The sequence below is a fragment of the Streptomyces sp. NPDC088252 genome, assembly GCF_044740965.1.
Classification (GTDB): Bacteria; Actinomycetota; Actinomycetes; order Streptomycetales; family Streptomycetaceae; genus Streptomyces.
Genome location: NZ_JBIURS010000012.1, coordinates 100,404 through 123,135 on the forward strand (window position 1 = coordinate 100,404; position 22,732 = coordinate 123,135).

Annotated in this window: 21 protein-coding genes; 5 read left to right on the forward strand and 16 right to left on the reverse strand. The window is 70.6% G+C overall.

The features are described 5' to 3' along the window. Positions 1-123: 123 nt before the first annotated feature. From ACIOHC_RS24655 to ACIOHC_RS24665, 3 genes are all read right to left on the reverse strand, one after another. Positions 124-294 carry a hypothetical protein gene (locus tag ACIOHC_RS24655; protein ID WP_351075429.1) on the reverse strand — a complete coding sequence of 57 codons (171 nt, stop codon included), beginning with the start codon at positions 292-294 and terminating at the stop codon, positions 124-126. Positions 295-422: 128 nt separating this feature from the next. Then, complete coding sequence (locus tag ACIOHC_RS24660; RefSeq protein WP_351075431.1) at positions 423-884, reverse strand: molybdenum cofactor biosynthesis protein MoaE; 462 nt, start codon at positions 882-884, stop codon at positions 423-425. A gap of 262 nt (positions 885-1,146) precedes the next feature. Further along, positions 1,147-2,289, reverse strand: a complete 1,143-nt coding sequence (locus tag ACIOHC_RS24665) for an SDR family oxidoreductase (protein WP_351075433.1) — start codon at positions 2,287-2,289, stop codon at positions 1,147-1,149. 192 nt (positions 2,290-2,481) lie between these two features. Here ACIOHC_RS24665 and ACIOHC_RS24670 point away from each other — a divergent pair, with 192 nt between their 5' ends. Both ACIOHC_RS24670 and ACIOHC_RS24675 read left to right on the forward strand, forming a co-directional pair. Next, positions 2,482-3,933 carry a zinc-dependent metalloprotease gene (locus ACIOHC_RS24670; protein WP_351075434.1) on the forward strand — a complete coding sequence of 484 codons (1,452 nt, stop codon included), beginning with the start codon at positions 2,482-2,484 and terminating at the stop codon, positions 3,931-3,933. Continuing rightward, positions 3,930-4,478: an NUDIX hydrolase gene (locus ACIOHC_RS24675; RefSeq protein WP_401844040.1), complete on the forward strand. Its 549-nt coding sequence runs from the start codon at positions 3,930-3,932 to the stop codon at positions 4,476-4,478. Before ACIOHC_RS24670 ends, ACIOHC_RS24675 begins: the two co-directional genes overlap by 4 nt. 71 nt (positions 4,479-4,549) lie before the next feature. Here the strand turns inward: ACIOHC_RS24675 and ACIOHC_RS24680 are convergent, their stop codons facing one another. The 4 genes from ACIOHC_RS24680 to ACIOHC_RS24695 form a co-directional block, all read right to left on the reverse strand. Next, on the reverse strand, positions 4,550-5,305 hold the full coding sequence (locus ACIOHC_RS24680) for an AIM24 family protein (RefSeq protein WP_351075438.1): 756 nt from the start codon (positions 5,303-5,305) through the stop codon (positions 4,550-4,552). Between the two features lie 18 nt (positions 5,306-5,323). Next, entirely contained in the window at positions 5,324-6,004 is a 681-nt protein-coding gene (locus tag ACIOHC_RS24685) for an AIM24 family protein (protein WP_351075440.1), read from the reverse strand. 12 nt (positions 6,005-6,016) lie between these two features. After that, positions 6,017-7,645: a TerD family protein gene (locus ACIOHC_RS24690; protein WP_401844042.1), complete on the reverse strand. Its 1,629-nt coding sequence runs from the start codon at positions 7,643-7,645 to the stop codon at positions 6,017-6,019. A gap of 107 nt (positions 7,646-7,752) precedes the next feature. Then, positions 7,753-8,376: a M48 family metallopeptidase gene (locus tag ACIOHC_RS24695; protein ID WP_351075445.1), complete on the reverse strand. Its 624-nt coding sequence runs from the start codon at positions 8,374-8,376 to the stop codon at positions 7,753-7,755. Positions 8,377-8,594: 218 nt separating this feature from the next. Here ACIOHC_RS24695 and ACIOHC_RS24700 point away from each other — a divergent pair, with 218 nt between their 5' ends. Together ACIOHC_RS24700 and ACIOHC_RS24705 are read left to right on the forward strand one after the other, a co-directional pair. Further along, on the forward strand, positions 8,595-9,743 hold the full coding sequence (locus ACIOHC_RS24700) for a ThiF family adenylyltransferase (RefSeq protein ID WP_351075447.1): 1,149 nt from the start codon (positions 8,595-8,597) through the stop codon (positions 9,741-9,743). A gap of 41 nt (positions 9,744-9,784) precedes the next feature. Continuing rightward, positions 9,785-11,179, forward strand: a complete 1,395-nt coding sequence (locus ACIOHC_RS24705) for an AarF/ABC1/UbiB kinase family protein (protein WP_365692112.1) — start codon at positions 9,785-9,787, stop codon at positions 11,177-11,179. A 129-nt stretch (positions 11,180-11,308) separates the two neighbouring features. Here ACIOHC_RS24705 and ACIOHC_RS24710 read toward each other — a convergent pair whose 3' ends face one another. From ACIOHC_RS24710 to ACIOHC_RS24730, 5 genes are all read right to left on the reverse strand, one after another. Beyond that, a complete protein-coding gene (locus ACIOHC_RS24710) occupies positions 11,309-11,524 on the reverse strand; it encodes a hypothetical protein (RefSeq protein WP_365692121.1) in 216 nt (71 codons plus the stop codon). A 166-nt stretch (positions 11,525-11,690) separates the two neighbouring features. Beyond that, on the reverse strand, positions 11,691-12,014 hold the full coding sequence (locus ACIOHC_RS24715; RefSeq protein WP_351075610.1) for a hypothetical protein: 324 nt from the start codon (positions 12,012-12,014) through the stop codon (positions 11,691-11,693). 32 nt (positions 12,015-12,046) lie between these two features. Beyond that, on the reverse strand, positions 12,047-12,424 hold the full coding sequence (locus ACIOHC_RS24720; RefSeq protein ID WP_365693967.1) for a WhiB family transcriptional regulator: 378 nt from the start codon (positions 12,422-12,424) through the stop codon (positions 12,047-12,049). Between the two features lie 173 nt (positions 12,425-12,597). Then, positions 12,598-12,930: a hypothetical protein gene (locus ACIOHC_RS24725; protein ID WP_351075454.1), complete on the reverse strand. Its 333-nt coding sequence runs from the start codon at positions 12,928-12,930 to the stop codon at positions 12,598-12,600. 164 nt (positions 12,931-13,094) lie between these two features. After that, a complete protein-coding gene (locus ACIOHC_RS24730; protein WP_351075457.1) occupies positions 13,095-15,287 on the reverse strand; it encodes an ATP-dependent DNA helicase UvrD2 in 2,193 nt (730 codons plus the stop codon). 568 nt (positions 15,288-15,855) lie between these two features. Here ACIOHC_RS24730 and ACIOHC_RS24735 point away from each other — a divergent pair. Further along, positions 15,856-16,110 (forward strand): mycoredoxin, encoded by a 255-nt coding sequence (locus ACIOHC_RS24735; RefSeq protein ID WP_351075460.1) that lies wholly within the window; start codon positions 15,856-15,858, stop codon positions 16,108-16,110. 100 nt (positions 16,111-16,210) lie between these two features. On the opposite strand, the gene nudC is transcribed toward ACIOHC_RS24735, so the two are convergent. From nudC to ACIOHC_RS24755, 4 genes are all read right to left on the reverse strand, one after another. Further along, a complete protein-coding gene (gene nudC, locus ACIOHC_RS24740; protein WP_351075462.1) occupies positions 16,211-17,158 on the reverse strand; it encodes an NAD(+) diphosphatase in 948 nt (315 codons plus the stop codon). A 44-nt stretch (positions 17,159-17,202) separates the two neighbouring features. Further along, positions 17,203-18,597 carry a dipeptidase gene (locus ACIOHC_RS24745; RefSeq protein WP_351075465.1) on the reverse strand — a complete coding sequence of 465 codons (1,395 nt, stop codon included), beginning with the start codon at positions 18,595-18,597 and terminating at the stop codon, positions 17,203-17,205. A 55-nt stretch (positions 18,598-18,652) separates the two neighbouring features. Further along, on the reverse strand, positions 18,653-22,252 hold the full coding sequence (locus tag ACIOHC_RS24750; protein WP_401844045.1) for a UvrD-helicase domain-containing protein: 3,600 nt from the start codon (positions 22,250-22,252) through the stop codon (positions 18,653-18,655). Positions 22,253-22,322: 70 nt separating this feature from the next. Further along, on the reverse strand, positions 22,323-22,697 hold the full coding sequence (locus tag ACIOHC_RS24755; RefSeq protein WP_351075471.1) for a hypothetical protein: 375 nt from the start codon (positions 22,695-22,697) through the stop codon (positions 22,323-22,325). Positions 22,698-22,732: the final 35 nt, after the last annotated feature.

The window sequence follows — 22,732 nt, forward strand, 5'->3', positions numbered from 1 at the left end:
GTACGTAAGTGCACCGTCGGGGCCCGTCCACGCGAGGCGGGAAGGAGGACCCGGAGCCGTGCCGGGGGCGTCGGCAATCAGCGGCGCGTTGCGGATTGGCGACTGCGTACGTTCGAAGGAGGGTCAGACAACATCGGAACCGGAGCGCGACTTCTCCATCGCCTCACGGAACCGGGCATACCCGGCGAGTTCCGAACCATCACCGGCCGTGCGATTACGGGCGGCCCAGCTTCCCCATATCGCGGCACCGAGCGCAGCGAAAAGCGGAATCAGCAACCAGGCGAGTGCTGCCATTACGACCTCCCTACCCCATGAGCGACCGCAACTGACCGATCAGCAGATTAACCATCTGCAGGATCAACGCTCACGGCAGGGGGGCGGTTACGCAAATCGGGGCGGATGACCACCCGATCGGCTTGCACTCAGCAGGCTCCGACCCACTCCTCGGTGCCGTCCGAAAAACGCTGGTGCTTCCAGATCGGCACCTCGTGCTTGAGGTCGTCGATGAGCTTGCGGCACGCCTCGAACGCCTCCGCGCGGTGCGGGCAGGAGACGGCGACGACCACGGCGAGATCGCCCACTTGGAGGTCACCCACTCGGTGGACGGCGGCCAGCGCCCGGACCGGGAATTCCGCTACCACCTTCTCGGCCACCCGGCGCATCTCGTCCTGCGCCGAGGGATGGCAGGAGTAGCCGAGCGCACCGACGTCCTGACCACCGTCGTGGTTGCGCACCGTGCCGACGAAGAGCGCGGTGCCGCCCGCGGCGTCGTCCCCGACGGCCCGGAAGATCTCGTCGACCGACAACGGCGTGTCGCGGATCGCCAGCAGCCGGACGGGGTCGATCGCCGCCTGCTCGCCGCGGTGGTCGTGGGTGGGAGCCATGGGGCCCATGGTGCCGTACCGCACCGACATCCCGGAATAGCGTTTTCCACCGGCGGACCGCCCCTGACCTTGGAGCCTTCTACAGACGGCCCGAACTCCCGCCGGGGCCGTCCCTGATCTCCGGCGGGCACACGACGACGGCCGCGGCAGCCCGTCGAGGCGTCGGGCCGTCCGGCCGCGCCCGGCAGGAGGACGCTCCTGCGCATTGTGCCGCACGGCATCCGGCTCCGCGGGCCGATCCCTCAGGGATCGTGGGACGGCGTCAGATGCGGCGGCGGGCCTTGCGGGCGCGGCGGACCAGGGCGGCGGTGCCGAGCAGCGCCACGGTCGCCCCGGCGGCACCCGCCGCCGTGGCGTCCTTGCGGCCGAGACGGCGCCCAGCAACGGTGTGCCGGCCCTCGACCTCCTCGAGGAGCGCGGCGAGCACCTCCTCGTTGGTCCAGCTCGGGCGCCAGCCCGCGTCGTGCAGCCGGCTCACGCTCACCACCCAGGGGTGCATGGTGTATGCCAGATCACCCGCCGGGGACGGGGTGAGGCCGATCCTGTGCAACCGGGCCGCGGCGCCGAGGGCCACGGCGGAGGGAAGCTCCATCCGACGGACGCCGCTGAGCTCCTCGACCTCCTCCTGTTCCAGCCAGCCGTCGCAGCCGACCGCGAACTCGCCGTCGATCTTCTCCAGCGCCGCGTACTCCAGGGCCGTGACCAGGTCGTCGACGTGGCAGAACTGCCAGGTGGGCCGGGATCCGGCGACGACCAGGAGGCGTGGCGACTCGAAGTAGCGGGTCAGCGCCGTGTCCGTGCCGCCGACCAGGACGGTCGGCCGGACCACGGTCACGTTGAGCCCCGGGTGGGCACGGGGCGCGCGGCGGCCGAGCCGTTCGATCTCCAGGAGGTCGCCCACGCCCGTGGCCTCGGCCGTGGCGCGCAGCTCGGCGTCCTCGGCGAGCGGGATGTCATTGTCGGGCAGCGCCCCGTAGACCATCGCCGAGGTGCACAGCACGACCCGGTGGACGCCCACGGCCGCGGCGGCCGTCAGCACGGTCTGGGTGCCGCGGACGTTGTAGGCGGTACGGGCCGCGGGGTCGGTCTCCAGGTCCAGATCGAGTGCCAGATGCACCACGACATCTGCGCCACGCAGCTTCTCCGCGATCGCGGGGTCCCGGACGTCGAGGATGTGCCAGGTCGCCTCGGAGACGTCTCCGCGACGTTCATCGATGGCGATGACCTGCTTGATCTCCTCGGATGCCGCGAGGCGGGCGGTGAGCAGTTCACCGACGCCGCTCGCGGCACCGGTGACCGCGACGACGGGGCCACGGTTCCTGGAGCGGCTTTTTGCGGGCTCGTCCGCGGTCGAGGGGTCGGACAGGTTTCGCGCTGCGCGAACCTGAGGATCTGGGGAACTCACCGGGCGTCTCCAGCGGTTGTCTTCAGTACGTACCCGAATGACGCGTACGTACCAGGTGGCGTCCATCCTGCCGCAGGCCGGGAGCCGGCGGAGCACTGAGGCCCCGAGCGGACTTTTGGTGTCTACGCTGGATGGTGATGTCGGGCAGTCGCCGTCGGTTCGAGCCGGCGGCCCTACGAGCCGAGGAAACCCGTGAGTGACACCCCATTCGGATTCGGCCTTCCGCCGGAGGAGCCGGAGCACGGCGACGAGGGCAAGAAGAAGGACCCCACCGGAGGTGGGCAGGGTTCGGGCGGGCCGGCGAACCCGTTCGGCTTCGGTCCGGGCGCGGGCGGGGAGAACCCGTTCGCGGCGATGTTCGGCACGATGAACCCCAACGACCTGGGGGCGGCCTTCCAGCAGCTCGGCCAGATGCTGAGCTACGAGGGCGGTCCCGTGAACTGGGACATGGCCAAGCAGATCGCCCGCCAGACGGTCTCGCAGGGCACGTCGGACGGCACCAAGGACGCGAGCGTGGGCCCGTCGGAGCGGTCCGCGGTCGACGAGGCGCTGCGGCTGGCCGACCTCTGGCTGGACGGTGTGACGTCGCTGCCCTCCGGTTCCGTCTCCACCGTGGCGTGGAGCCGCGCGGAGTGGGTCGAGGCGTCGCTCCCCGCCTGGCAGAAGCTGGTCGACCCGGTGGCCGAGCGCGTCGGTCTGGCCATGGGCGATGTGCTGCCCGAGGAGATGCAGGCGATGGCGGGCCCGCTGATCGGCATGATGCGGTCGATGGGCGGCGCGATGTTCGGCCAGCAGATCGGGCAGGCCGTCGGTGTGCTCGCGGGCGAGGTGGTCGGTTCGACCGACATCGGGCTGCCGCTGGGCCCGGCGGGCAAGGCCGCGCTCCTTCCGTTGAACGTCGAGAGGTTCGGCAAGGACCTCAGCGTGCCGCAGGACGAGGTGCGGCTGTATCTCGCCCTGCGCGAGGCCGCCCACCAGCGGCTCTTCGCTCATGTTCCGTGGCTGCGCTCCCATCTGTTCGGCGCCGTCGAGGGGTACGCCCGCGGTATCAAGGTCGACACGAGCAAGCTGGAGGACGTGGTCGGCCAGTTCGACCCGTCGCAGCCCGAGCAGCTGCAGGATGCCCTCCAGCAGGGCATGTTCCAGCCGGAGGACACACCGGAGCAGAAGGCCGCCCTGGCCAGGCTGGAGACGGCGCTCGCACTGGTGGAGGGCTGGGTGGACGCTGTGGTGCACGAGGCCGCGAAGTCCCGTCTGACCTCGGCGGACGCGCTGCGCGAGACCATGCGCAGGCGCCGCGCCTCCGGTGGGCCCGCCGAGCAGACGTTCGCCACGCTCATCGGCCTTCAGCTGCGTCCGCGGCGGCTGCGGGACGCCTCGCGCCTGTGGGCGTCGCTCACGGACGCCCGCGGTCTCGACGGGCGCGACGCCTTGTGGGAGCACCCCGACATGCTGCCGACCGCCCAGGACCTGGACGATCCGGACGGGTTTGTGCACCACGAGCAGCTGGACTTCTCCGAGCTGGACAAGATGCTCGGCGAGGCCGCGAAGGGCCCGCAGAAGCCCGGGGCCGACACGGACGGGGCCGGCTCCGAGGGAACCGGCGACCACGGGAGCGAAGGCAAGGGCGACAGCGACCGGTGAGCCTGTACGACGACGCCGTTCTCGTACTGAAGGAGTACGAGAACCCGCTGGATCCGGCCCAGGAGGCACTGCGCCAGGTCTATCTGGACCATCTGGCAGAGCATCCCGACGGCATGTGGAAGGCCTGCGGAGCCGGACATCTGACAGCCAGCGCACTGGTCGTCGACCCGGAGCGCGGGCGCGTGCTGCTCACCCTGCACCGCAAGCTGAGGATGTGGCTGCAGATGGGCGGCCACTGCGAACGACAGGACACCACGCTGGCCGCCGCGGCGCTGCGCGAGGCCACCGAGGAGTCCGGTATCAGCGGCCTGACCCTGCTGGCGGGCGGCCCGGTGACGCTGGACCGCCATCGGATCCCCGCGCCCTGCCACTGGCATCTGGACGTGCAGTACGCGGCGCTGGCGCCGGCGGGTGCGACGGAGCAGATCAGCGACGAGTCGCTGGACCTGCGCTGGTTCGCGTACGACGAGGTCGCGTCGGTGGCCGACACCTCGGTCGTACGGCTGATGACGCGGGCCCGCGCCGCGCTGGAGCAGCGCCGGTAGCCGCGACATGCGGTACGGGCGAGGGGCTCTCTCCACGGAGACCGCCCCTGGCCCGTACCGGTGCGTCGTGGTCAGTTCCAGGCGTTGTTCTGGTTCTGGCCGTGGGCGCCCTGCTGGCCCATCCCGTACTGCGCACGGATTCCCTGGCCGATCTGGGCGTTCTGCGGGGGCAGCACCTCGCTCGGCTGGACCAGGGCGAAGCCCTGGCCGAGGAAGCTGAGCTCCCAGCCCTCGCCGGTGTTTCCGCGCCGCCGCCAGACGCCCGAGGAGTGCGTCTGGGCCTGCATCTGCACCCGCAGAGAACTGGACCAGGCGACGATCGCGTCGGCGTCGGCGTTGACGTACTTGTCCGGCGTGACCTGCATCATCAGCGGCTGACCGGAGGTCATCAGGGCGACCTTGCCGGTCCCGGAGATGTTGAGCTGGTACTTGCCGGTGCCGGCGATGCCGTACTGGCTGTCCACCGCGATGACCTCGTGATGCAGCCCCGAGTCCAGTGCGAGCACATAGTCGCTGTCGACGGTCAGCCCGTCGTGGTCGACGTCCACCACGTGCACGTACTGCGCGAGGTTGGCGAGGAAGACGGTGCCCTGGCCGGAGCACCGCATGAGATCGAGGCCTTCACCGGTGTGGGCGCGGGAGTGGCTCTGGCCCCGTGACTGGTACTCCCCGTCGAACTCGACCAGTCCCTGGTACGCGACCATGCTGCCCTTGCGGGCCAGGATGTCGTCGTGACCGCCCAGCGTCACCCGGAGCATCTGCTCGTTCTGCAGGACGTAGCGGTCCGCGGACTGCTGTTCGGTGTGGTGGAAAAGCGGACTCTGCATGGTGTCTTCTCGCTCCCCTCAGCCCCGGGCCCGCAGGCGGTCGGTGCTGTCCTCGCTCGGCTGTACGACGACGATGCCCTGACCGGAGAAAGCCATCTGAAATGCCTCGCCGCTGCCGCGGCCGATCAAGGAGGCCGCCTTGAAGCTGCGCTTGCCCTTCACCTTGAGGTTCGGGGACCAGGCCACCAGCGCGTCGGGGTCGACATACGTCTCGTCCTCGCCGCTGCCGCAGTTGACGACGACAGGGGTTCCGCGCGAGGTCAGGGCGACCCAGCCGGTGCCCGAGACGGACACGTTCCACAGGCCCTGGCCGGCGAACTTGGCCATCCCCTTGACGCGCTCGACGCCCCACTGGAGCTGGGCGTCGAAGGCGAGGACGTTCGTGCCGTTGACCGACAGCGCCTCATTGTCGAGGTGAACCACCACGACATGGGCACCGTAGTCGGCCAGGTACAGCAGTCCGTCCCCGCTGCACTTCATGAGCGGGGCACCCTCACCGGTGATCCAGTCACGGGCGATCTGACGTACGGCGGGCGGATTCGGTTCGTACTGGATGAATCCCTCGTACGCGACCATCGAGCCCACCCGGGCGAGAAGGTCCTGACCCGTGGCCATGGCCACCTTCAGCATGGCGCTGCCGTGATTCTCCATACGGGCTGTGACGGGTGCGGGGGCGTACCCCGCGAGCTGCTGGTTCATTCCTCGGCTTCCTCAGACCTCGTACGGCTGGACGACGATGAAGTTGCCCGGGGCGCCCCGGAACTGAAGGTTCACCGACTCCCCGCTGTGTCCCGGGTAGGCGTTGTAGCGCAGCCGCACCTGGCTGGAGACGATGACCTGCGACGCGGCGGACCAGGCCACGATCGCGTCGCTGTCGGCGAAGGTCGTGGGCGTCACGGGCAGAACGACCGGAGTGCCGTGCGTCATCACCACGACCGTGCCGGTTCCCTGGAAGAGCATCGTGAACAGCGCGCCGCCCGGGATGCCGTGCCCTTCGATCCTCCGCACCTCGTACTGAAGGGACTCGTCGAAGGCGAGGACACGCTCGGCGGAGACGCAGATGCTGTCGCCCTGCAGCTCGATGGGGTGCAGATGGGCGCTGTCCTCCGCGAGGAAGATCTGGCCGCGGCCGGTGCAGCGCATGAGCTGCATCTCCTGGCCCGTGGCGTTCCCGACGATCCGACCGGCGAAGCCCGCTCCCTTGTAGCCGAAGTCGACCTTGCCCTGGTACATGACCATGCTGCCCTGACGGGCCAGGACGGGGGCGCCGTCCTCCCCGAGATCGACACGCACCAGTTGCTTGTTCTGCGCCGTCCAGCGCCGGCCCGTCGGCACCTCCTTGTAGAGGTTGGCGGCCGCTTGAAGTCCGCCACCGGACTGCGGCACACCTTGCGGAACCCCCGGGGCCATGCCGGGGGGCTGCTGCCCGTACGGAGCCGGAGCCGACCGGCCGTAGGGCGCGGGCGCCGGCTGGCCGTACGGGGCGGGCGCGGGCTGGCCGGGACCCTGACCGAACTGCGGTTGCCCGCCCGGTCGTCCGTACGGCGCGGGCGCGGGTGCGGGCGGCGGAACGGTGCCGCCCTGCGGTGCCATGGGGGCCATCGGCGCCGCCATCGTCGGCGCGTTGTGGATCTGTTGCTGCGGGACGGGCGCGGGTGCGGGGGCGCCGAAGGACGGGGCCGGCTGCGGAGCTTGGGGCGCCTGCGGTGCGGCGGGGACACCGAAGGACGGGGCGGGCGCCGGTGCGGCGGTCTGGGTGGGCGGCGCGAACGACGGGACGGCGGCCGGCGGCTGAGGTGCGGCCGGCTCCTCCTCGGCGACCTCGCCACCGAAGTTCTTCAGCAGCGCTTCCAGACCACCGTCGAAACCCTGCCCGACGGCGGCGAACCGCCAGACGTCCTTCAGATAGAAGTCGCCCAGCATCACCGCGCGCTCGGTGGTGAACTCCGAACCGGTGAAGGCGTACCTGACGACCTCTTCGCCGCCCGCGACGATTCGGATGTATCCGGGACCGACCTGGGACATCTGGCCGGCGCCGTCGACCGTGGCGGTGAACGACAGCTTGTGGATGTTCGCCGGAATGCGGTCCAGGGTGACGCGGAACGACTCGGTGTCACCGGCCTGGGCTCCGAGGAGCTGAATGGACTCCTCGGGCGATTTAGGCTGATTGAAGAAGATGAAATACCGGTCGTCGGAGAGCTGCTCATTGGCATCCAGCCCGAAGCAGCTGATGTCAAAGGTCAGTCCCGGGCCGGCGATCTGCACACCTACGTACAGGTCCGTCCCCGGCGTGAGATCGCTGATCTTGGCCTTGTGGCCGCGTTGGAATTCCCTGGCCATGCGTAACGACCGTCCCCCATCCCGAATGTGAATGCGTCGCGCCAGGCTAACCGCAATCTCCGGCCTTGGGCCAAGCCGGTACACACCCGGTACAGAATCGCCGAACGTCACTCCCCGCGTGCGGCGGGCAGATGCGGCAGCCGGTCGGCCGCCACCACGCCCTCCAGGTAGCCGCGGGCGCGTTCGGTGCGCGGATACGCCTCCAGCAGCCGCCAGAAGCGTGGACCGTGGCCGGGGACGAGCAGATGGGCCAGTTCATGGACCAGTACGTAGTCGACGACGTACTCGGGCATGCCCTGCAGCCGGTGCGACAGCCGGATGCTGCCCTCCGCCGGGGTACAGGATCCCCACCGGGTGTTCTGATTGGTCACCCAGCGCACCGACACGGGTCTGGCCCGGCCCTCGAAATACTGGGCGGACAACCGCTCGGCCCGCTCGGCGAGTTCGCTGTCGCCGAGGACGCGTTTGCTCTCCTGGGCCGCGAGTTTGTCGAGCATCACGTTCACCCACCGCTGCTCCTCGGCCGCCGACATCCGGGCGGGGATGAGCACGATGGTGCGGTTCCCCTCCCTGTACGCGGAGACCGTTCTGCTGCGGCGGTCGCTCCTGCGGACCTCGACCGCGCTCGTTGCCGAGGCGCGGGGCGGACGGTCTGCCGCGCTGCGCTGATGGGTTCCGGCGCTGCGCGCGCGGGACTCCCCGGCGATTCCGGGTGACGGGTCGGCGGGCACGCCACGACGTTACCCGGTGTCAGTGGGGGAAGTCCCGCCTCCGGGACGGTTCGCGCGTGATCCGCTCCGCGGCATGCACCATTTGAACGACTAATACCCCACACCTGTGGATAACTTTCTGCACGTTTCGACGGCTGCCTGCATTCTGACAACGGATCTCGCGATGATCCGGACACAGCCCACGCACAGAGATCAAGGAACACAGACCGGGGGAAGCCGTGTATCCGATGTTGAAGCCCGCACTGCGCCGTGCCTGGCGCGGCCGAGGCACCGTGCAATTCGGGGTGACACCCGCTCATGCGGTCAAGCTCGGTCCGATGGATATCGCCACGGGCTGTTTTCTGGAACTGCTCGACGGTACGCGCGGTCTTCCGCTGCTACGCGAAGAAGCGCGGGCACTGAACATGTCTGACCATCAAATGGACACGTTGGTGCAGCGCTTGACGGCCGCCGGCCTGATCGACGACGTGCGGTCCGCCGGCCCCGAGATCGATGCGCTGCGGAAGCGGTCCGGTGTCCTGGAGCGGCACCGCCCCGATCTGGCGTCGCTCTCCGTCGTCCATCCGGAGCCGGGCGGCGGGATGCGGCGGCTGGCCGCCCGCCGGGCGATGCGGGTCCAGGTGCGGGGCGCCGGGCGGGTCGGTGCCGCGATCGCGGCGGTGCTGTCCGGTTCCGGAGTGGGCCGGGTGGAGGTGCTGGACGGCGGGCACACGGAGCCGTGGGACGTCTCACCCGGCGGGCTGCCACCGGCAGCGGTCGGGGAACGCAGGGACACCGCCGCCCGGCAACTGGTGCGCAGGGCCGCCGCCGGTTCGGCTCCTCGGGAAGCGGAGGCGGCGGCTTCCTCCGCGGGTGGCGAGCCGGGACTCTCGCTGATCGTGGTCGCCCCTCGCGACGGGCTCGGGGTGTACGTCCCCGACCCGCGCACGGCCGAACCCTGGATCACTTCGGGAACACCCCATCTCTATGCCGGAGTGATGGAGGCGACGGGAGTGGTCGGGCCCCTGGTCCTGCCCGGTGGTACGGCATGCGCGGGCTGTCTGGCGCTGGATCGTGCGGACGGGGACGAGCAGTGGACCAGGATGCTGTCCCAGTGGCAGTCCGGGCGGCGCACCGCCGTGCAGGCCTGTGATCTGGCGCTGGCGACGGCGGTGGCAGGCCTCGCGGCCGCGCATGCGCTGTCGTTTCTGGACGGGGAGCTGCCCGCCAGTACGGGCACCCGGTGGGAAGCGGCGCTGCCGCTGTTGGACTGGCGGTCCGAGCGGATCCCGGCGCACCTCGACTGCTCCTGCGGAGCAGCGGCTGGGCACACTGAGAGGGAGCGCGCCTCCGTGGTCGACGCGGCGCACGACACAATGGCCGGGTAACCGCCGCACGCGGTACGGCAGTCTGGGATTTGGAGGGGCTCATGTCTGATCTTCCCCGGAAAGCGGTCACCCGTACCGCCAAATTGGCCGCCCTGCCACTGGGCTTCGCCGGGCGCGCCACGTGGGGTCTGGGCAAGCGGATCGGTGGGAAGTCGGCGGAGCTGGTCGCCCGGGAGGTGCAGCAGCGCACCGCGGATCAGCTCTTCAAGGTCCTGGGCGAGTTGAAGGGCGGGGCGATGAAACTGGGTCAGGCCCTGTCCGTCTTCGAGTCGGCGCTGCCGGAGGAGGTCGCCGGACCTTACCGGGCGGCGCTCACGAAACTGCAGGAAGCCGCGCCGCCCCTGCCCAGCGCCACGGTGCACGCGGTACTGGAGGAACGGCTCGGCGAGGACTGGCGGGAACTGTTCCTCGAATTCGAGGACAAGCCGTCGGCCGCCGCCTCGATCGGTCAGGTGCACCGGGCGGTGTGGCACGACGGTCGGGACGTGGCGGTGAAGGTGCAGTATCCGGGCGCCGGAGAGGCGCTGCTCTCGGATCTGACTCAACTCAGCAGGTTCGCACGGCTGCTCGGCCCGTTGGTCCCCGGTATGGACATCAAGCCGCTCATCACGGAGCTGCGCGACCGGGTCGCGGAGGAACTGGACTACGAACAGGAGGCACGGTCACAGCGTCACCATGCCGAGGAGTTCGCCGCCGACCCGGATGTCGTGATCCCCGGTGTGGTGCACCAGTCCGATCAGGTGCTGGTGACGGAGTGGATGGACGGTGTTCCGCTGGCCGACGTGATCGCGGACGGCACGCCCGAGCAGCGGGACCGGGCCGGTCAGTTGCTGGCGCGCTTTCTCTTCTCGGGGCCCGCGCGCACCGGTCTGCTCCACGCGGACCCGCATCCGGGCAACTTCCGGCTGCTGCCTCCGGACGAGGAGGCCGGCGAGGACGGGCAGTGGAGGCTCGGAGTGATGGACTTCGGCACGGTGGACCGGCTGCCGGGCGGCCTGCCGCAGACCATCGGGAACTCTCTGCGGCTGACGCTGGCGGGTGAGGCGGTGACGGTGTACGAGCTCCTGCGCGGGGAGGGATTCGTCAAGGACTCGATCGACCTCGACCCGGATGCGGTGCTCGACTATCTCCTCCCGATCATCGAGCCCGCTCAGGTCGAGGAGTTCACCTTCACCCGGAGCTGGATGCGCAATCAGGCGGCGCGGATCGCAGACCCCCGCTCCCCCGCACACCAGTTGGGCAAACAGCTGAATCTGCCGCCCGCCTATCTGCTGATACATCGGGTGACGCTGAGCACGATCGGGGTGCTGTGCCAGCTGGGTGCGACGGTACGGCTGCGCGACGAACTCGAATCCTGGCTCCCGGGGTTCCTGATCGAAAATCAGCAAGAGTCCGTGATCGAGGAGTTGGCGGGCGACGGGGCGGTCGGCGCGTAGGCGGTCGGCATCTGGCGCGGAGCCCGGGGCATCACGCCGTCGCATGACTGATTCGGGGTCTTGCCCCGGCTGTGCCGCCCCGGCGGTCCCGTCCCTGAGCGGCACCCCTTCGGCTGTCACCACCCGGCGTCACCACCAGGCGGAGTCGAGACGGCTCTCGATGGCTCTGATGTGGGTGCGGGCACACTTCTCGCAGAAGTACTGGCGCCTGCCGTTCTCCACGGAGCAGATCCAGGTCGGCGGTGCGGTCTCGCTGTCGGTGGAGGTGTCGCACAGAGCACACGTGATCTCTGCTGCGTCCCTGCGCGCGACTTGCTGAATCCGGTGATGAGTCTCCTCGTCCACCTCGTGACGATAACTCCGTCGCCGCTGTGCCGCGCGGCACCACACAGCACGACCGCGGGGCCGGTCCGTCCGGACCGGCCCCGCGGAAGGGGTACTGACTGTGGGTACTGTCTGCTGCCGGGCAGAGCGGCTGCCCGGCAACGGGTGCTGCTGGAGTTCGGCCTGACTAGTGCATGACCGCCATGGCCAGCGCACGGCGGGCGCGCATCGAGGCGCGCTCAGCCCGGCGCTGCATCCGGCGCGCGGCGACCAGGCGTACGGCCTGGCGTTGCGTGTCGGCTTCCCGCAGGCGGTCGTGCATATGCGCACGCGCCAGGGCTTCTGGGATGAGTTGCATCTCGCGGGTCCTGTTCTGACGCGAGTCGTTCGCGCCGATGATGGTGGCGTTCGGTGTTGCGGAGCCGACGGGCTCATTCGTGGGGACGGACATCGGGGCCTGGTTTCGGGGATCGTGGGTGTGGGGACGGTCGATGGTTCCGACGCGCTTCATGGGTTTGGGGGCCGTGGCCCCCAGTCCGGCGATCACGCCGCGACCGGGTTCTTGCGCGGACGACCACGCGGCCGCTTGCGAGCGACGACGACGCCCTGGATGAAGAGCTCACCGCCCCAGACGCCCCAGGGCTCCCGGCGCTCCTTGGCGCCGGCGAGGCACGCCTCGACGAGCGGGCAGGTGCGGCAGAGGGACTTGGCGTACTCGACGTCGGCCGGCGACTCGGCGAAGAAGACCTCCGGGTCGTAGGAGCGGCAGGGCACGGGCACGCCGAGGTTCTCGATGGCGTCGTCGAGCGCGGTGAGCGCGGTGAGCGCGGTGAGGGGGGTCAAGGCGGAGTCCTCCGTGAGGCCGGGCGGCGGGATCGTGTCGGAAGGCGGTACGGACGGGGCGTGCGCTTCGAGTTGCACGGTGGGTGGTGTCCTCGTCTGGTCGTTCCGGCCTGTTGGCCGGGGGGCGGCTGGTACCGGGTGTTGCTTGTCCCGAGGCTCCTTCTCGCCGTCTCGTCCGTTTGGACAAAACAAAAGGGCCGCGGATCCCGAGTGGGGTTCCGCGGCCCTGAAGGCGCCGGCCTGATGACAAATCAGGCTGGATCACTCCAGGGTTCAGGCCCACGGAAGGCCCACATCGTGTGGTGCGTCATCTGCTTCTTGGCGCCGGATTCCGCTCCTGCACCGACGGCCGCAAAGGCATAGGCCTGGGCCTGTCCCTTCGCTACTGCTGCTGCCGGTGCCTGGGTCGGTCGCTCATTGCGCTCCTGCACGGGGAGGCTCGACAGGGACAGCGGGCTGACGGCGGAAATGCCGGACATACCGGTGCCACGCAGCGAGGACTTCGAAGAGCAGGCGAGGCCGAGCGAGCAGGCGGAGACGACCGAGAGATCGGTCATTTTGTTGGTCTTGATGATGCTGATCACTTCAATCGCCTCCTCTCGGCGTCTCGGGGGACCGGCGGGCCGATCCTACGTATTCGGATAAGTACAGCACAGGGCCAGGGCTTCAGAGAAGTCGCTGTTCCCGTGGTTAAGAACCTATGGTGATGACTGGGGCGGGCGCAAACTATTTTTTCGACGAGTTTTTCTCACACCTCGTCAACGTCGTCCGCGAGCTCGTCATCCACCGTCTCACCTGCGCAAATGGCGAGTACCGCGGTTCCGAAGCGGCCCAGCTTCCGCGCGCCGACGCCGGAGATACCGGCCAGCTCACCCGCGCTGCCCGGCACCGCCTCGGCGATCGCCATCAGTGTCTTGTCCGTGAACACGCAGTACGCGGGCTGACCGATCTCCTTCGCCCGGACCGCCCGCCAGTCGCGCAGTCGCTCGTACAGCGCCTCGTCCATGTCGGAGGGGCAGTCGTCGCAACGCATCAGCTTCATCTCGCCCGCGTCGGTCAGGGTCTTGCCGCAGACCCGGCACCGGGCAGGGCCACGCCGACCGCGCTTGGCGACCGGGCCGGGGCCCCGTTCGATTCCGCCGCCACCAGCCGTGCCTCGCGCACCGAGCGGCACGGAGCCGGGGCGCAGTCCGCTGAGGAACCGGCTCGGGCGCCTTCCGGCGCGGCCGCCGGGCGAGCGGGACAGCGACCATGACAGCGAGAGGTGGAAGCGGGCGCGTGTGACGCCGACGTACAGCAGTCGGCGCTCCTCCTCGATCTGCTCGTCGGTCTTGGCGTAGGTGATCGGCATCATGCCCTCGGTCAGCCCGACCAGAAAGACCGCGTCCCATTCCAGGCCCTTCGCCGAGTGCAGCGAGGCGAGAGTGACCCCCTGGACCGTGGGGGCGTGCTGGGCGGCGGCGCGCTCGTCCAGCTCCGCCACCAGATCGGAGAGCGTCGCGCCCGGCTTGGCCCGTTCGAAGTCCTCGGCGAGGCGGACCAGCGCGGCCAGGGACTCCCAGCGGTCCCGCACCGCCCCGGATCCCGCAGGCGGCTCCGTGGTCCACCCCTTGGTGGAGAGCACCGCGCGGACCTCCGCCGGCAGCCCCTCCGCGTCGTCGAGCAGGGAGTCGTTGCCCCCTGCGCGGGCCGCGCCGCGCAGGGCGACGCCCGCTTCGCGCACCTCCGCCCGTTCGAAGAAGCGCTCCGCTCCGCGCAGCTGGTACGGCACGCCCGCGTCGGCCAGGGCCTGTTCGTAGACCTCGGACTGGGAGTTGACCCGGTAGAGCACGGCGATCTCGCCGGCCGGGACTCCCGCGGCGATCAGATCGCGGATGCGGCGCGCGGTGCCCTCCGCCTCCGCGGGCTCGTCCGCGTACTCCGTGTAGACGGGTTCGGGGCCGGGTTCGCGCTGCGAGACCAGTTCCAGCCGGTGGTCGGCGGCCCGGCCGCGGGCCTGGCCGAGGAGTCCGTTGGCCAGATGGACGACCTGGGGGGTGGAGCGGTAGTCCCGGACCAGCTTGACCACCGTCGCGTTGGGGTGGCGGGTGCGGAAGTTCAGCAGGTGGTCGGGGGTTGCTCCGGTGAAGGAGTAGATCGTCTGGCTGGCGTCACCCACGACGCACAGGGTGTCCCGGTCGCCGAGCCAGAGGTCGAGCAGCCGCTGCTGGAGAGGACTGACGTCCTGGTACTCGTCGACGACGAAGTGCTGGTACTGACGGCGGACGTGATCCGCGATGTCGTGGCGGTCCTGAAGGATGGCGACGGTCAGCAGCAGCACGTCCTCGAAGTCGATCACCGAGCGGTCGCGCTTCAGCTGCTCGTACATCGCGTAGATCTGGGAGATCTCGGCCGGGTCGCGCGGGGCGTCCCGCTGGACCTTGGCGACCACGGCCGGATAGTCCGCGGGCACGGTCTGCGTGACTTTGGACCACTCGATCTCGCTGGTGACATCGCGCAGCTCGTTGCGGTCGAGCCGGATGCGGCAGCGGGCCGCGGCCTCGGCGACCAGCTGGACCTTGCGCTCCAGCAGCCGGGGCAGGTCGCCACCGACCGCCTTCGGCCAGAAGTACTGGAGCTGGCGCAGGGCGGCGGAGTGGAACGTCCGCGCCTGCACCCCGCCCGCGCCGAGCTGGCGCAGCCGTCCCCGCATCTCGCCCGCGGCCCGGTTGGTGAACGTGACGGCGAGCACGCTCGTCGGCTGAAGTATTCCGGCGCGCACTCCGTAGGCGATGCGATGGGTGATCGCACGCGTCTTGCCCGTACCGGCTCCGGCCAGCACACACACCGGGCCGTGCAGGGCCATGGCGACCTCGCGCTGCTCGGGGTCCAGGCCGTCGAGCACGGCGTCGGCCGACTCGGGGACCTGTGGGAAGAGGGAGGAATGCGTTGCTGCTGTCACCCCGCCATGCTGCCAGGTCGCAAGAGGCCGGTGCGAAGGTTGTCCACAGGGGGGCAGCGTCTGTCGTACCAACGGCCTGGCGCACGATGGAGAGTGGATCAGCGAGCGGCGTCATGCGGCTTCGGATCCGAGGCGGCGGAGGGAGGCGACGCGGAGCGTCGTCGACCGACGACCACGCCGGAGGCGAAGTCGCATGACGCCGGGAGCCCGCTCGCCATCGTGCACCAGGCCGTAATGCGGGAGTGGCGGTCCCCTGCGGGAACGAGGGTCCCGTACGGGGGTGGCAGTCCCGAGCAGGAGAGTGGCTGTGCGGTACGAGGGCCGCGGTGCGGGATACGAAGGCGGCGGCCCCGGACACGGGGGTTGTGGTCCTCGACACGAAGGTGGCGGTTCGATGCCAGGGGCCGGTCCGCCGTGCGACAGAGGGGCGGCAGCGGGAATGGTGGTCGGCTCGCGTACGTTCCCTTTCCGTGCGGCGACGCACTTTCCAGCTTCTCCGCGTGACGGATGAGATGGATGAGTCAGACGACAGGTCTGAGAAGACCGATGAGACAAGGGAGCGCGAAGCATGCCGGGCACTGTGACGATGTACAGCACCACGTGGTGCGGCTACTGCCGTCGGCTCAAGGGGCAGATGGACCGCGAGGGCATCGCCTACAACGAGATCAACATCGAGCAGGACCCGGAGTCCGCCGCTTTCGTCGAGAAGGCCAACGGGGGCAACCAGACGGTTCCCACCGTCCTGGTGGTCGGCTCCACGGGCGTCGAGGCCGTCATGACGAACCCGTCCCTGGCCCAGGTCAAGCAGGCGCTGGCCGCCTGACCCGCTCCGCGGTACGGGAACGCCCTCTCCGGTCGAGCAGTACCGGAGAGGGCGTTCCCGTATCTCGTGAGCCGTCCGTCGGCCGATGCCGACCGGCGCGTCAGCCGACGGCGCCCGGCTTCGGGAGCGGCTTGCCGTACCAGAGTTCGATCAGGCGGGCCGCGATCGAGATGCCGTACGGGGGCATGATCTCGCCCGACTCGAAGGCCGCCGTCAGGTCCTCGCGGGAGAACCAGCGGGCCTCCTCGATCTCCTCGCCGTCGACATTGATCTCGGAGGAGGTCGCCCGCGCCATGAAGCCCAGCATCAGGCTGGACGGGAACGGCCAGGGCTGGCTGGCGATGTACTCGACCTCGCCGACCGTGACGCCCGCTTCCTCGAAGACCTCGCGGGCCACGGACTGCTCGATCGACTCCCCCGGCTCGACGAAGCCCGCGAGCGTCGAGAAACGGCCCTCGGGCCAGTGCACCTGGCGGCCCAGCAGGGCGCGGTCCTGCTCGTCCGTCACCAGCATGATGACCGCGGGGTCCGTCCGCGGGTAGTGCTCGGCGCCGCAGGCCGGACAGCGCCGGATGTGGCCGGCCGCCGCGATGACCGTGCGCTCGCCGCAGCGGGAGCAGAAGCGGTGCAGGCGCTGCCAGTTCTCCAGGGCCACCGCGTGCACCATCAGGCCCGCGTCGCGGGGGCCGAGCAGCAGTCCGGCCTCGCGCAGACCCGCCGGGCGGGCCGGCTGGTCCATGCGACCGGGCAGGGAGTCCTTCTGGAGCGCGAAGTAGCTGACGCCGTCCTCGTCGGTGCCGAGGAAGTAGCGGTGGGTCTCGGTGACCGGGGCCTCGAAGGCCGGGGTCATGACGATCTCCGTACCGCCGTCGGCCGTGTCGTCGATCAGCACCTGCCCACCGGAGACGACGAACACACGGGTGGTCGGGTGGCTCCAGGCGGCGGACAGCCACGCCTCGTCGAGACGGTGGTGCGCCGCGCGGTCGATGCCGCTGGGCGCGGTGAGACCGATGGGCCGGTCTGCGGTGGCGTTGTCGAAGGTGCTCACAGGTGCTTCCTACTCCCCCGGGATGGATCGGGTGTTCAGAGGATTCAGCGGAGTGCGACGGCCAGCTCGCCCCAGAGGTGGGCGGTTGTCCGCACGCCCTTGAGCAGAAGGTCGAGTTCGACCTTCTCGTTGGGAGCGTGCCAGCCGTCGGACGGTACGGAGATACCCAGGAAGAGGACGGGAGCGCCGAGCACGTCCTGCAGGTCGGCGGCGGGCCCGGAGCCTCCTTCGCGGGTGAAGAGGATCTTCTGGCCGAAGGCCCGTCCCATGGCGCGGGCCACGGCCCGCAGGGCCGGGTGGTCCAGCGGTGTCAGACAGGGGCGGGTGGCGGGCGCGAAGGTGATCCGGTGACGGACACCGGCCGGGACCTGTGCCTCGGCCCAGGCTCGTACGACCTGCTGGACGTGATCGGGGTCCTGGCCGGCGACCAGCCGGAAGCTGATCTTCACGAGGGCGGAGGAGGGGATGATCGTCTTGCTGCCGGCGCCCTGGTAGCCGCCGCCGATGCCGTTGACCTCGGCGGTGGGGCGGGCCCAGACGCGTTCCAGCGTGGAGTAGCCGGCCTCGCCCGACGCCGCCCGAGACCTGGCGGTACGCAGCCAGGTGGCCTCGTCGAAGGGCAGTTCGGCGAAGAGCGCGCGCTCGGTGTCGCTGAGTTCCGTCACGCCGTCGTAGAAACCGGGGATCGCGACCCGGCCGTCCGCGTCGTGCAGGGCGGCGACGAGCCGGGCCACGGCGGTCGCCGGGTTGGGGACGGCGCCGCCGAACGAACCGGAGTGGATGTCCTGCTCGGGGCCGTGCAGCTCGATCTCGCACTCGGCGAGGCCGCGCATGCCCGTGCAGACCGTAGGGGTCCTCTCGTCCCACATGCCGGTGTCGGAGACGATCACCGCGTCGGCGGTGAGCCGGGCGGCCCGTTCTTCGACCAGCGCGCGGAAGTTCGGGGAGCCTGACTCCTCCTCGCCCTCGATCAGCAGCTTGAGATTGACGGCGGGGGTGGTGCGACCGGTGGTGGCAAGGTGGGCCCGCACACCGAGGGTGTGGAAGAACACCTGCCCCTTGTCGTCGGCGGCGCCCCGCCCGTACATGCGGCCGTCGCGGATCACCGGCTCGAACGGGTCGGTGTCCCAGCCGTCCTCACGTGCGGCGGGCTGCACGTCGTGGTGCCCGTAGACGAGAACGGTCGGGGCGTCCGGGTCTTCGGACGGCCACTCGGCGAAGACCGCGGGTGCGCCGGGCGTCTCCCAGATCTCGCTGACCGGGAAGCCTGTCTCCTTGAGCTTGGCGGACAGCCACTCGGCGCTGCGTCGCACGTCCCCGTCGTGGACCGGCTGGGCGGATACGGACGGGATGCGCAGCCAGTCGGCGAGGTCGTCGAGGAAGGCTGTGCGGTGCTGCTCGGTGTACGTACGGACGGCGCTGTCCGGGGTGTCGCTCATGGCCTTGAGCCTAGTGCCTCGCCCAGCGGGGTCCGCCCGCCCGCGGTGACCCGGCCTACCCCGTGGGAGGCGGCTCGTCCAGCAGGATCCGCTCCAGCTCCGCCCGGCCCGGGAGACGGACGGGGCGGACGGTCTCCCCGCTGCGTACGTACAGGAACGTGGCGGTGACATCGGTGAGCGGGAGGTTGTGCAGTTCCGCCCAGGCCAGGCGGTAGACCGCGAGCTGGAGGGGGTCGGCGGTATGGGCGCGGGTGGTCTTCCAGTCGACGATCTCGTAGGTGTCCCCGGTGCGGTACACCGCGTCGATACGGCCCCGGATCACCCGGCCGGCCAGGGTGATCTGGAACGGCGTCTCCACGCGGTACGGGGTGCGGCGGGCGTAGGGGGTGCGCTCGAAGGCCTCCTTGAGTGCGGCGAGGTCGCGCTCGTCGGCGATCTCGGCATCGCTCTCGTCTCCGCCCGGAAGTTCGTCCGGCCCGAGCATGGGCAGTGGCAGCTCCTCGAAACGGGACTCCACCCAGGCATGGAAGCGGGTGCCGCGGCGGGCCGCGGGCTGCGGGGGCCGGGGCATGGGCCGGGCCAGTTCCTGGGCGAAGCCGTCGGGGTCGTCGGCCAGGCGCAGCAGCTGCGTGGCGGAGAGGGACGCGGGTACGAGGACGTCGCGCACGGTGGCGCGGGCGCGGCGCAGTTCGCCGGTGAGTGCGTCGAGGTCGCGGTCCCAGGAGGCGAGCGTGCGGGACTCCTCGGGGGTGAGGCGGCTGTCCTCGGCGGGCTCGGGGGCGCGGGCGGCCGGGACGTGTGATGCGGGGGCGGGGGGCTGGGCGGGGGTGGGAATGGGGAGACGAACGGGGGCGGGGAACGGCGGGGCAGCGGTCCGTGGGGGCTCCGTCGACAGTGCGTCCCAGTCGTCGGCGTCGTCGGGGAACGCCTCGCTGTCGGGAAACGGGGCGTCGTCGGGGAACGCCTCGTCGTCGTAAGGGCCGTCATACGGACCCGGGACGTCGGGCGACGCCTCGTACGCGTCCGGCACGCCCCCCGACGCGGCCAGTGCCTCCAGATGTGCCATCACCGTGTCCGCGGCGGCCCGGCGGCGGGTCAGCGCGATGCCGTCAAGCGGAAGCGGCCACGCCCGGTCGGCCTCCTTCTCGGCGAGCGCCGGGTTCTCCTCGTCCTCGGCCGGTTCGTCCGCCCAGGCCTCGATCTCGCCGTGTCCGGCCGCGCAGTGCTCGTACAGCGCGTGCAGGAAGTCGGACGGGCCGCGCGGCTTCTTCTGGGTCGGGCCCCACCAGTGGCCGGAGCCGAGCAGCAGACCGCGGGGCCTGGTGAAGGTGACGTATCCCAGGCGGAGCTCCTCGGTGTGCTGGTGCTCCTTCATCTCCTCCTTGAACCCCTTGAGCCCCTTGGCGTCCCAGGAGTGGATGACGGGAAGGGTGGCACTGTCCCCGCGCAGCGCGTGCGGAAGGACCTTGGACTGGGACGTCCAGGCGTCGCGGGACTGGCTGCTGGGGAACTGGCCGGTGACCAGTCCCGGCACCGCGACGACATCCCACTCCAGGCCCTTGGACTTGTGGGCGGTGAGGACCTTGACGGTGTTCTCCCCGCCGGGCAGGGCGTTGTCCAGGCCCTTCTCGTACTGGACGGCGGTCCGCAGGAAGCCCAGGAACGCGAGGAGGGTGGCCTCCCCGTCGACGGCGGCGAAGCGGGCCGCGACGTCCAGGAAGTTGGCGAGGGTCTCTCGGCGGCGGGCGGCCAGGGCGTGCGGCGACGCGGAGAGCTCGACCTCGAGGCCGGTGGTGGCGAGGACGCGGTGCAGCACGTCCATGAGGGGGTCGGCCAGCGAGCGGCGCAGGTCGCGCAGTTCGGCGGCCAGGCGGGCGAAGCGGATGCGGGCCTCGGTGGAGAACGGAAGGCCGTCGTCCTCTCCTCCGCCCGATTCGAGAAAGGTGTCCAGTGCGTCGGCGAGCGAGATCACCTCGGCGGGATCGATGCCTTCGACTGCCTCGGCGAGGCGGCGGTCGGGGTCGAAGCCGTCCTCGTCGCCGTGGGCCGCGCGGTGGACGAGGAGGCGGGCGCGACGGCCGAGGAGTGCCAGGTCGCGGGGGCCGATCCGCCAGCGCGGGCCGGTGAGCAGCCGGACCAGGGAGGCATTGGCGCCGGGGTCCTGGAGCACCTCGCAGACCGCGACGAGGTCGGCGACCTCGGGCAGGTGCAGCAGCCCGGACAGGCCGACGACCTCGACCGGAATGTCACGGGCCACCAGCGCGGCCTGGATCTCCGGGAAGTCGCCCGCGGTGCGGCACAGGACGGCGATCTCACCGGGCGCCTTTCCGGTCCTGACGAGGTGGGCGATCGAGTCGGCGAGCCAGTCGAGCTCCTCGGTGTGGGTACGCAGGAGGGCGCAGCGGACGGTGCCGTCCCGTTCGGCACCGGGGGCGGGACGCAGCGCCTCGACGCCCTCGTGCATGGCACGCAGGGGTGCGGCCAGACCGTTGGCGAGGTGGAGGAGCCGGCCGCCGCTGCGACGGTTCTCGCCGAGGGAGTAGCGGGTGGCGGGGGTTCCGTCGGCGTGCGGGAAGTGGAGCGGGAAGTCGTCCAGGTTGGCCACGGAGGCGCCGCGCCAGCCGTAGATCGCCTGACAGGGGTCACCGACGGCGGTGACGGCGTGGCCGGTCCCCGCTGCTTCGGCGGTCCGTGCCCCGGCCGCGGTCTCCGCCGTCCGCGCCTCCGCCCCTCCGGTCGGCGCCTGGGTGGCCTCCGTCCCAGAACCGGAACCGGAGCCGGGGCGTCGGCCGAAGAGTGCGGAGAGCAGCAGGCGCTGGGCGACCGAGGTGTCCTGGTACTCGTCGAGCAGGACGACCCTGAATTCTTCGCGCAGGATCGCGCCGACCTCCGGGCGGGTGAGGGCCAGCTCGGCCGAGAGCGCGATCTGGTCACCGAAGTCGAGGAGGTCACGGCTCTTCTTGGCCTCGCGGTAGCGCCGGGTCAGCTGCAGCAGCTCACGACGGGCCTGCGCGGTCTCGGGGATCTTGCGCAGTTCGGCGTTGGTGAGCCGGGCCGATTCGAGCGTGCGGAGCAGGTCGGTGTCGTACTCCGCGAGCTGTTCGGGTCGCACGAGATGCTCGGCCAGTTCGGCGTCGAGGGCCAGCAGATCGCTGACCAGGGTGGGGAACGACCTGGTCAGGGCCGGATACGGGCCGGGGGCCTCGCGCAGCACGCGGGCGGCGAGCTGGTAGCGGGTGGCATCGGCCAGGAGGCGGGTGGTGGGTTCGAGCCCGATGCGGAGCCCGTGCTCGGTGAGGAGCCGGCCGGCGAACGCGTGGTAGGTGGAGATGCTGGGCTCGCCCGGGGGGTTGTCCGGGTCGACGGCGTCCGGATCGGTGACCCCTGCCGCGATCAGGGCCTTGCGGACGCGCTCGGCGAGCTCCCCCGCCGCCTTGTTGGTGAAGGTGAGTCCGAGGACCTGCTCGGGGGCGACCTGTCCCGTCCCGACCAGCCACACCACACGGGCCGCCATCACCGTGGTCTTCCCCGACCCGGCTCCGGCCACGATCACCTGTGGGGCGGGCGGCGCCGTGATGCAGGCCGTCTGCTCCGGGGTGAACGGGATCCCGAGGAGTTCCTTGAGCTGCTCGGGATCGGTGATATGTGAGGACACCCGACCGAGGCTAACCGGGCGCACCGACAATGTGCCGGGCCGGCCGGAGGCCTTGCCGCGATCTGTCCGGTCAGCGGTCGACGGTCCAGGCCGCGTCGGCCGGCGGGGTGCCCGTCGAGAGGAGGTGCCGGACGATCCGGAGTGCCTCGGCCAGCGGCACGGTGTCCGCATCGGGGTACTCGTCGTCCTGGCCGTTCGACAGCCCGAAACCGTCGCTCCGGCCTTCGGCCCCGGGGTCCACCGCGTGCTCGCCAGGGTCACCCTCGCCGTCGAGGAGCATCACCATGGCGCGTTCGGCATTGCTGACGACAGCGAGCCGGCGTCCGGACGAACTGGTCAGCCATGTCTCGAGCTTCCCCTCGGCGATCCTGAGTCCGAGCACGTCGAGCGCCTCGTCCGGAGCCACTGGCACGGTGTCACCGTCGAAAGTCCATGATTCGGCCACGCGCACAACTGTCTCGCACGTCACGGCACGGCTCG

What these genes read in the sequence shown, in the direction of transcription:
- ACIOHC_RS24685 (WP_351075440.1), bottom strand. Translation starts at nt 6,004, where the DNA reads ATGAACCAGCAGCTCGCGGGGTACGCCCCCGCACCCGTCACAGCCCGT.
- ACIOHC_RS24715 (WP_351075610.1), bottom strand. Translation starts at nt 12,014, where the DNA reads ATGAAGCGCGTCGGAACCATCGACCGTCCCCACACCCACGATCCCCGA.
- ACIOHC_RS24745 (WP_351075465.1), bottom strand. Translation starts at nt 18,597, where the DNA reads ATGAGCGACACCCCGGACAGCGCCGTCCGTACGTACACCGAGCAGCAC.
- ACIOHC_RS24705 (WP_365692112.1), top strand. Translation starts at nt 9,785, where the DNA reads ATGTCTGATCTTCCCCGGAAAGCGGTCACCCGTACCGCCAAATTGGCC.
- ACIOHC_RS24680 (WP_351075438.1), bottom strand. Translation starts at nt 5,305, where the DNA reads ATGCAGAGTCCGCTTTTCCACCACACCGAACAGCAGTCCGCGGACCGC.
- ACIOHC_RS24655 (WP_351075429.1), bottom strand. Translation starts at nt 294, where the DNA reads ATGGCAGCACTCGCCTGGTTGCTGATTCCGCTTTTCGCTGCGCTCGGT.
- ACIOHC_RS24735 (WP_351075460.1), top strand. Translation starts at nt 15,856, where the DNA reads ATGCCGGGCACTGTGACGATGTACAGCACCACGTGGTGCGGCTACTGC.
- ACIOHC_RS24690 (WP_401844042.1), bottom strand. Translation starts at nt 7,645, where the DNA reads ATGGCCAGGGAATTCCAACGCGGCCACAAGGCCAAGATCAGCGATCTC.
- ACIOHC_RS24660 (WP_351075431.1), bottom strand. Translation starts at nt 884, where the DNA reads ATGGCTCCCACCCACGACCACCGCGGCGAGCAGGCGGCGATCGACCCC.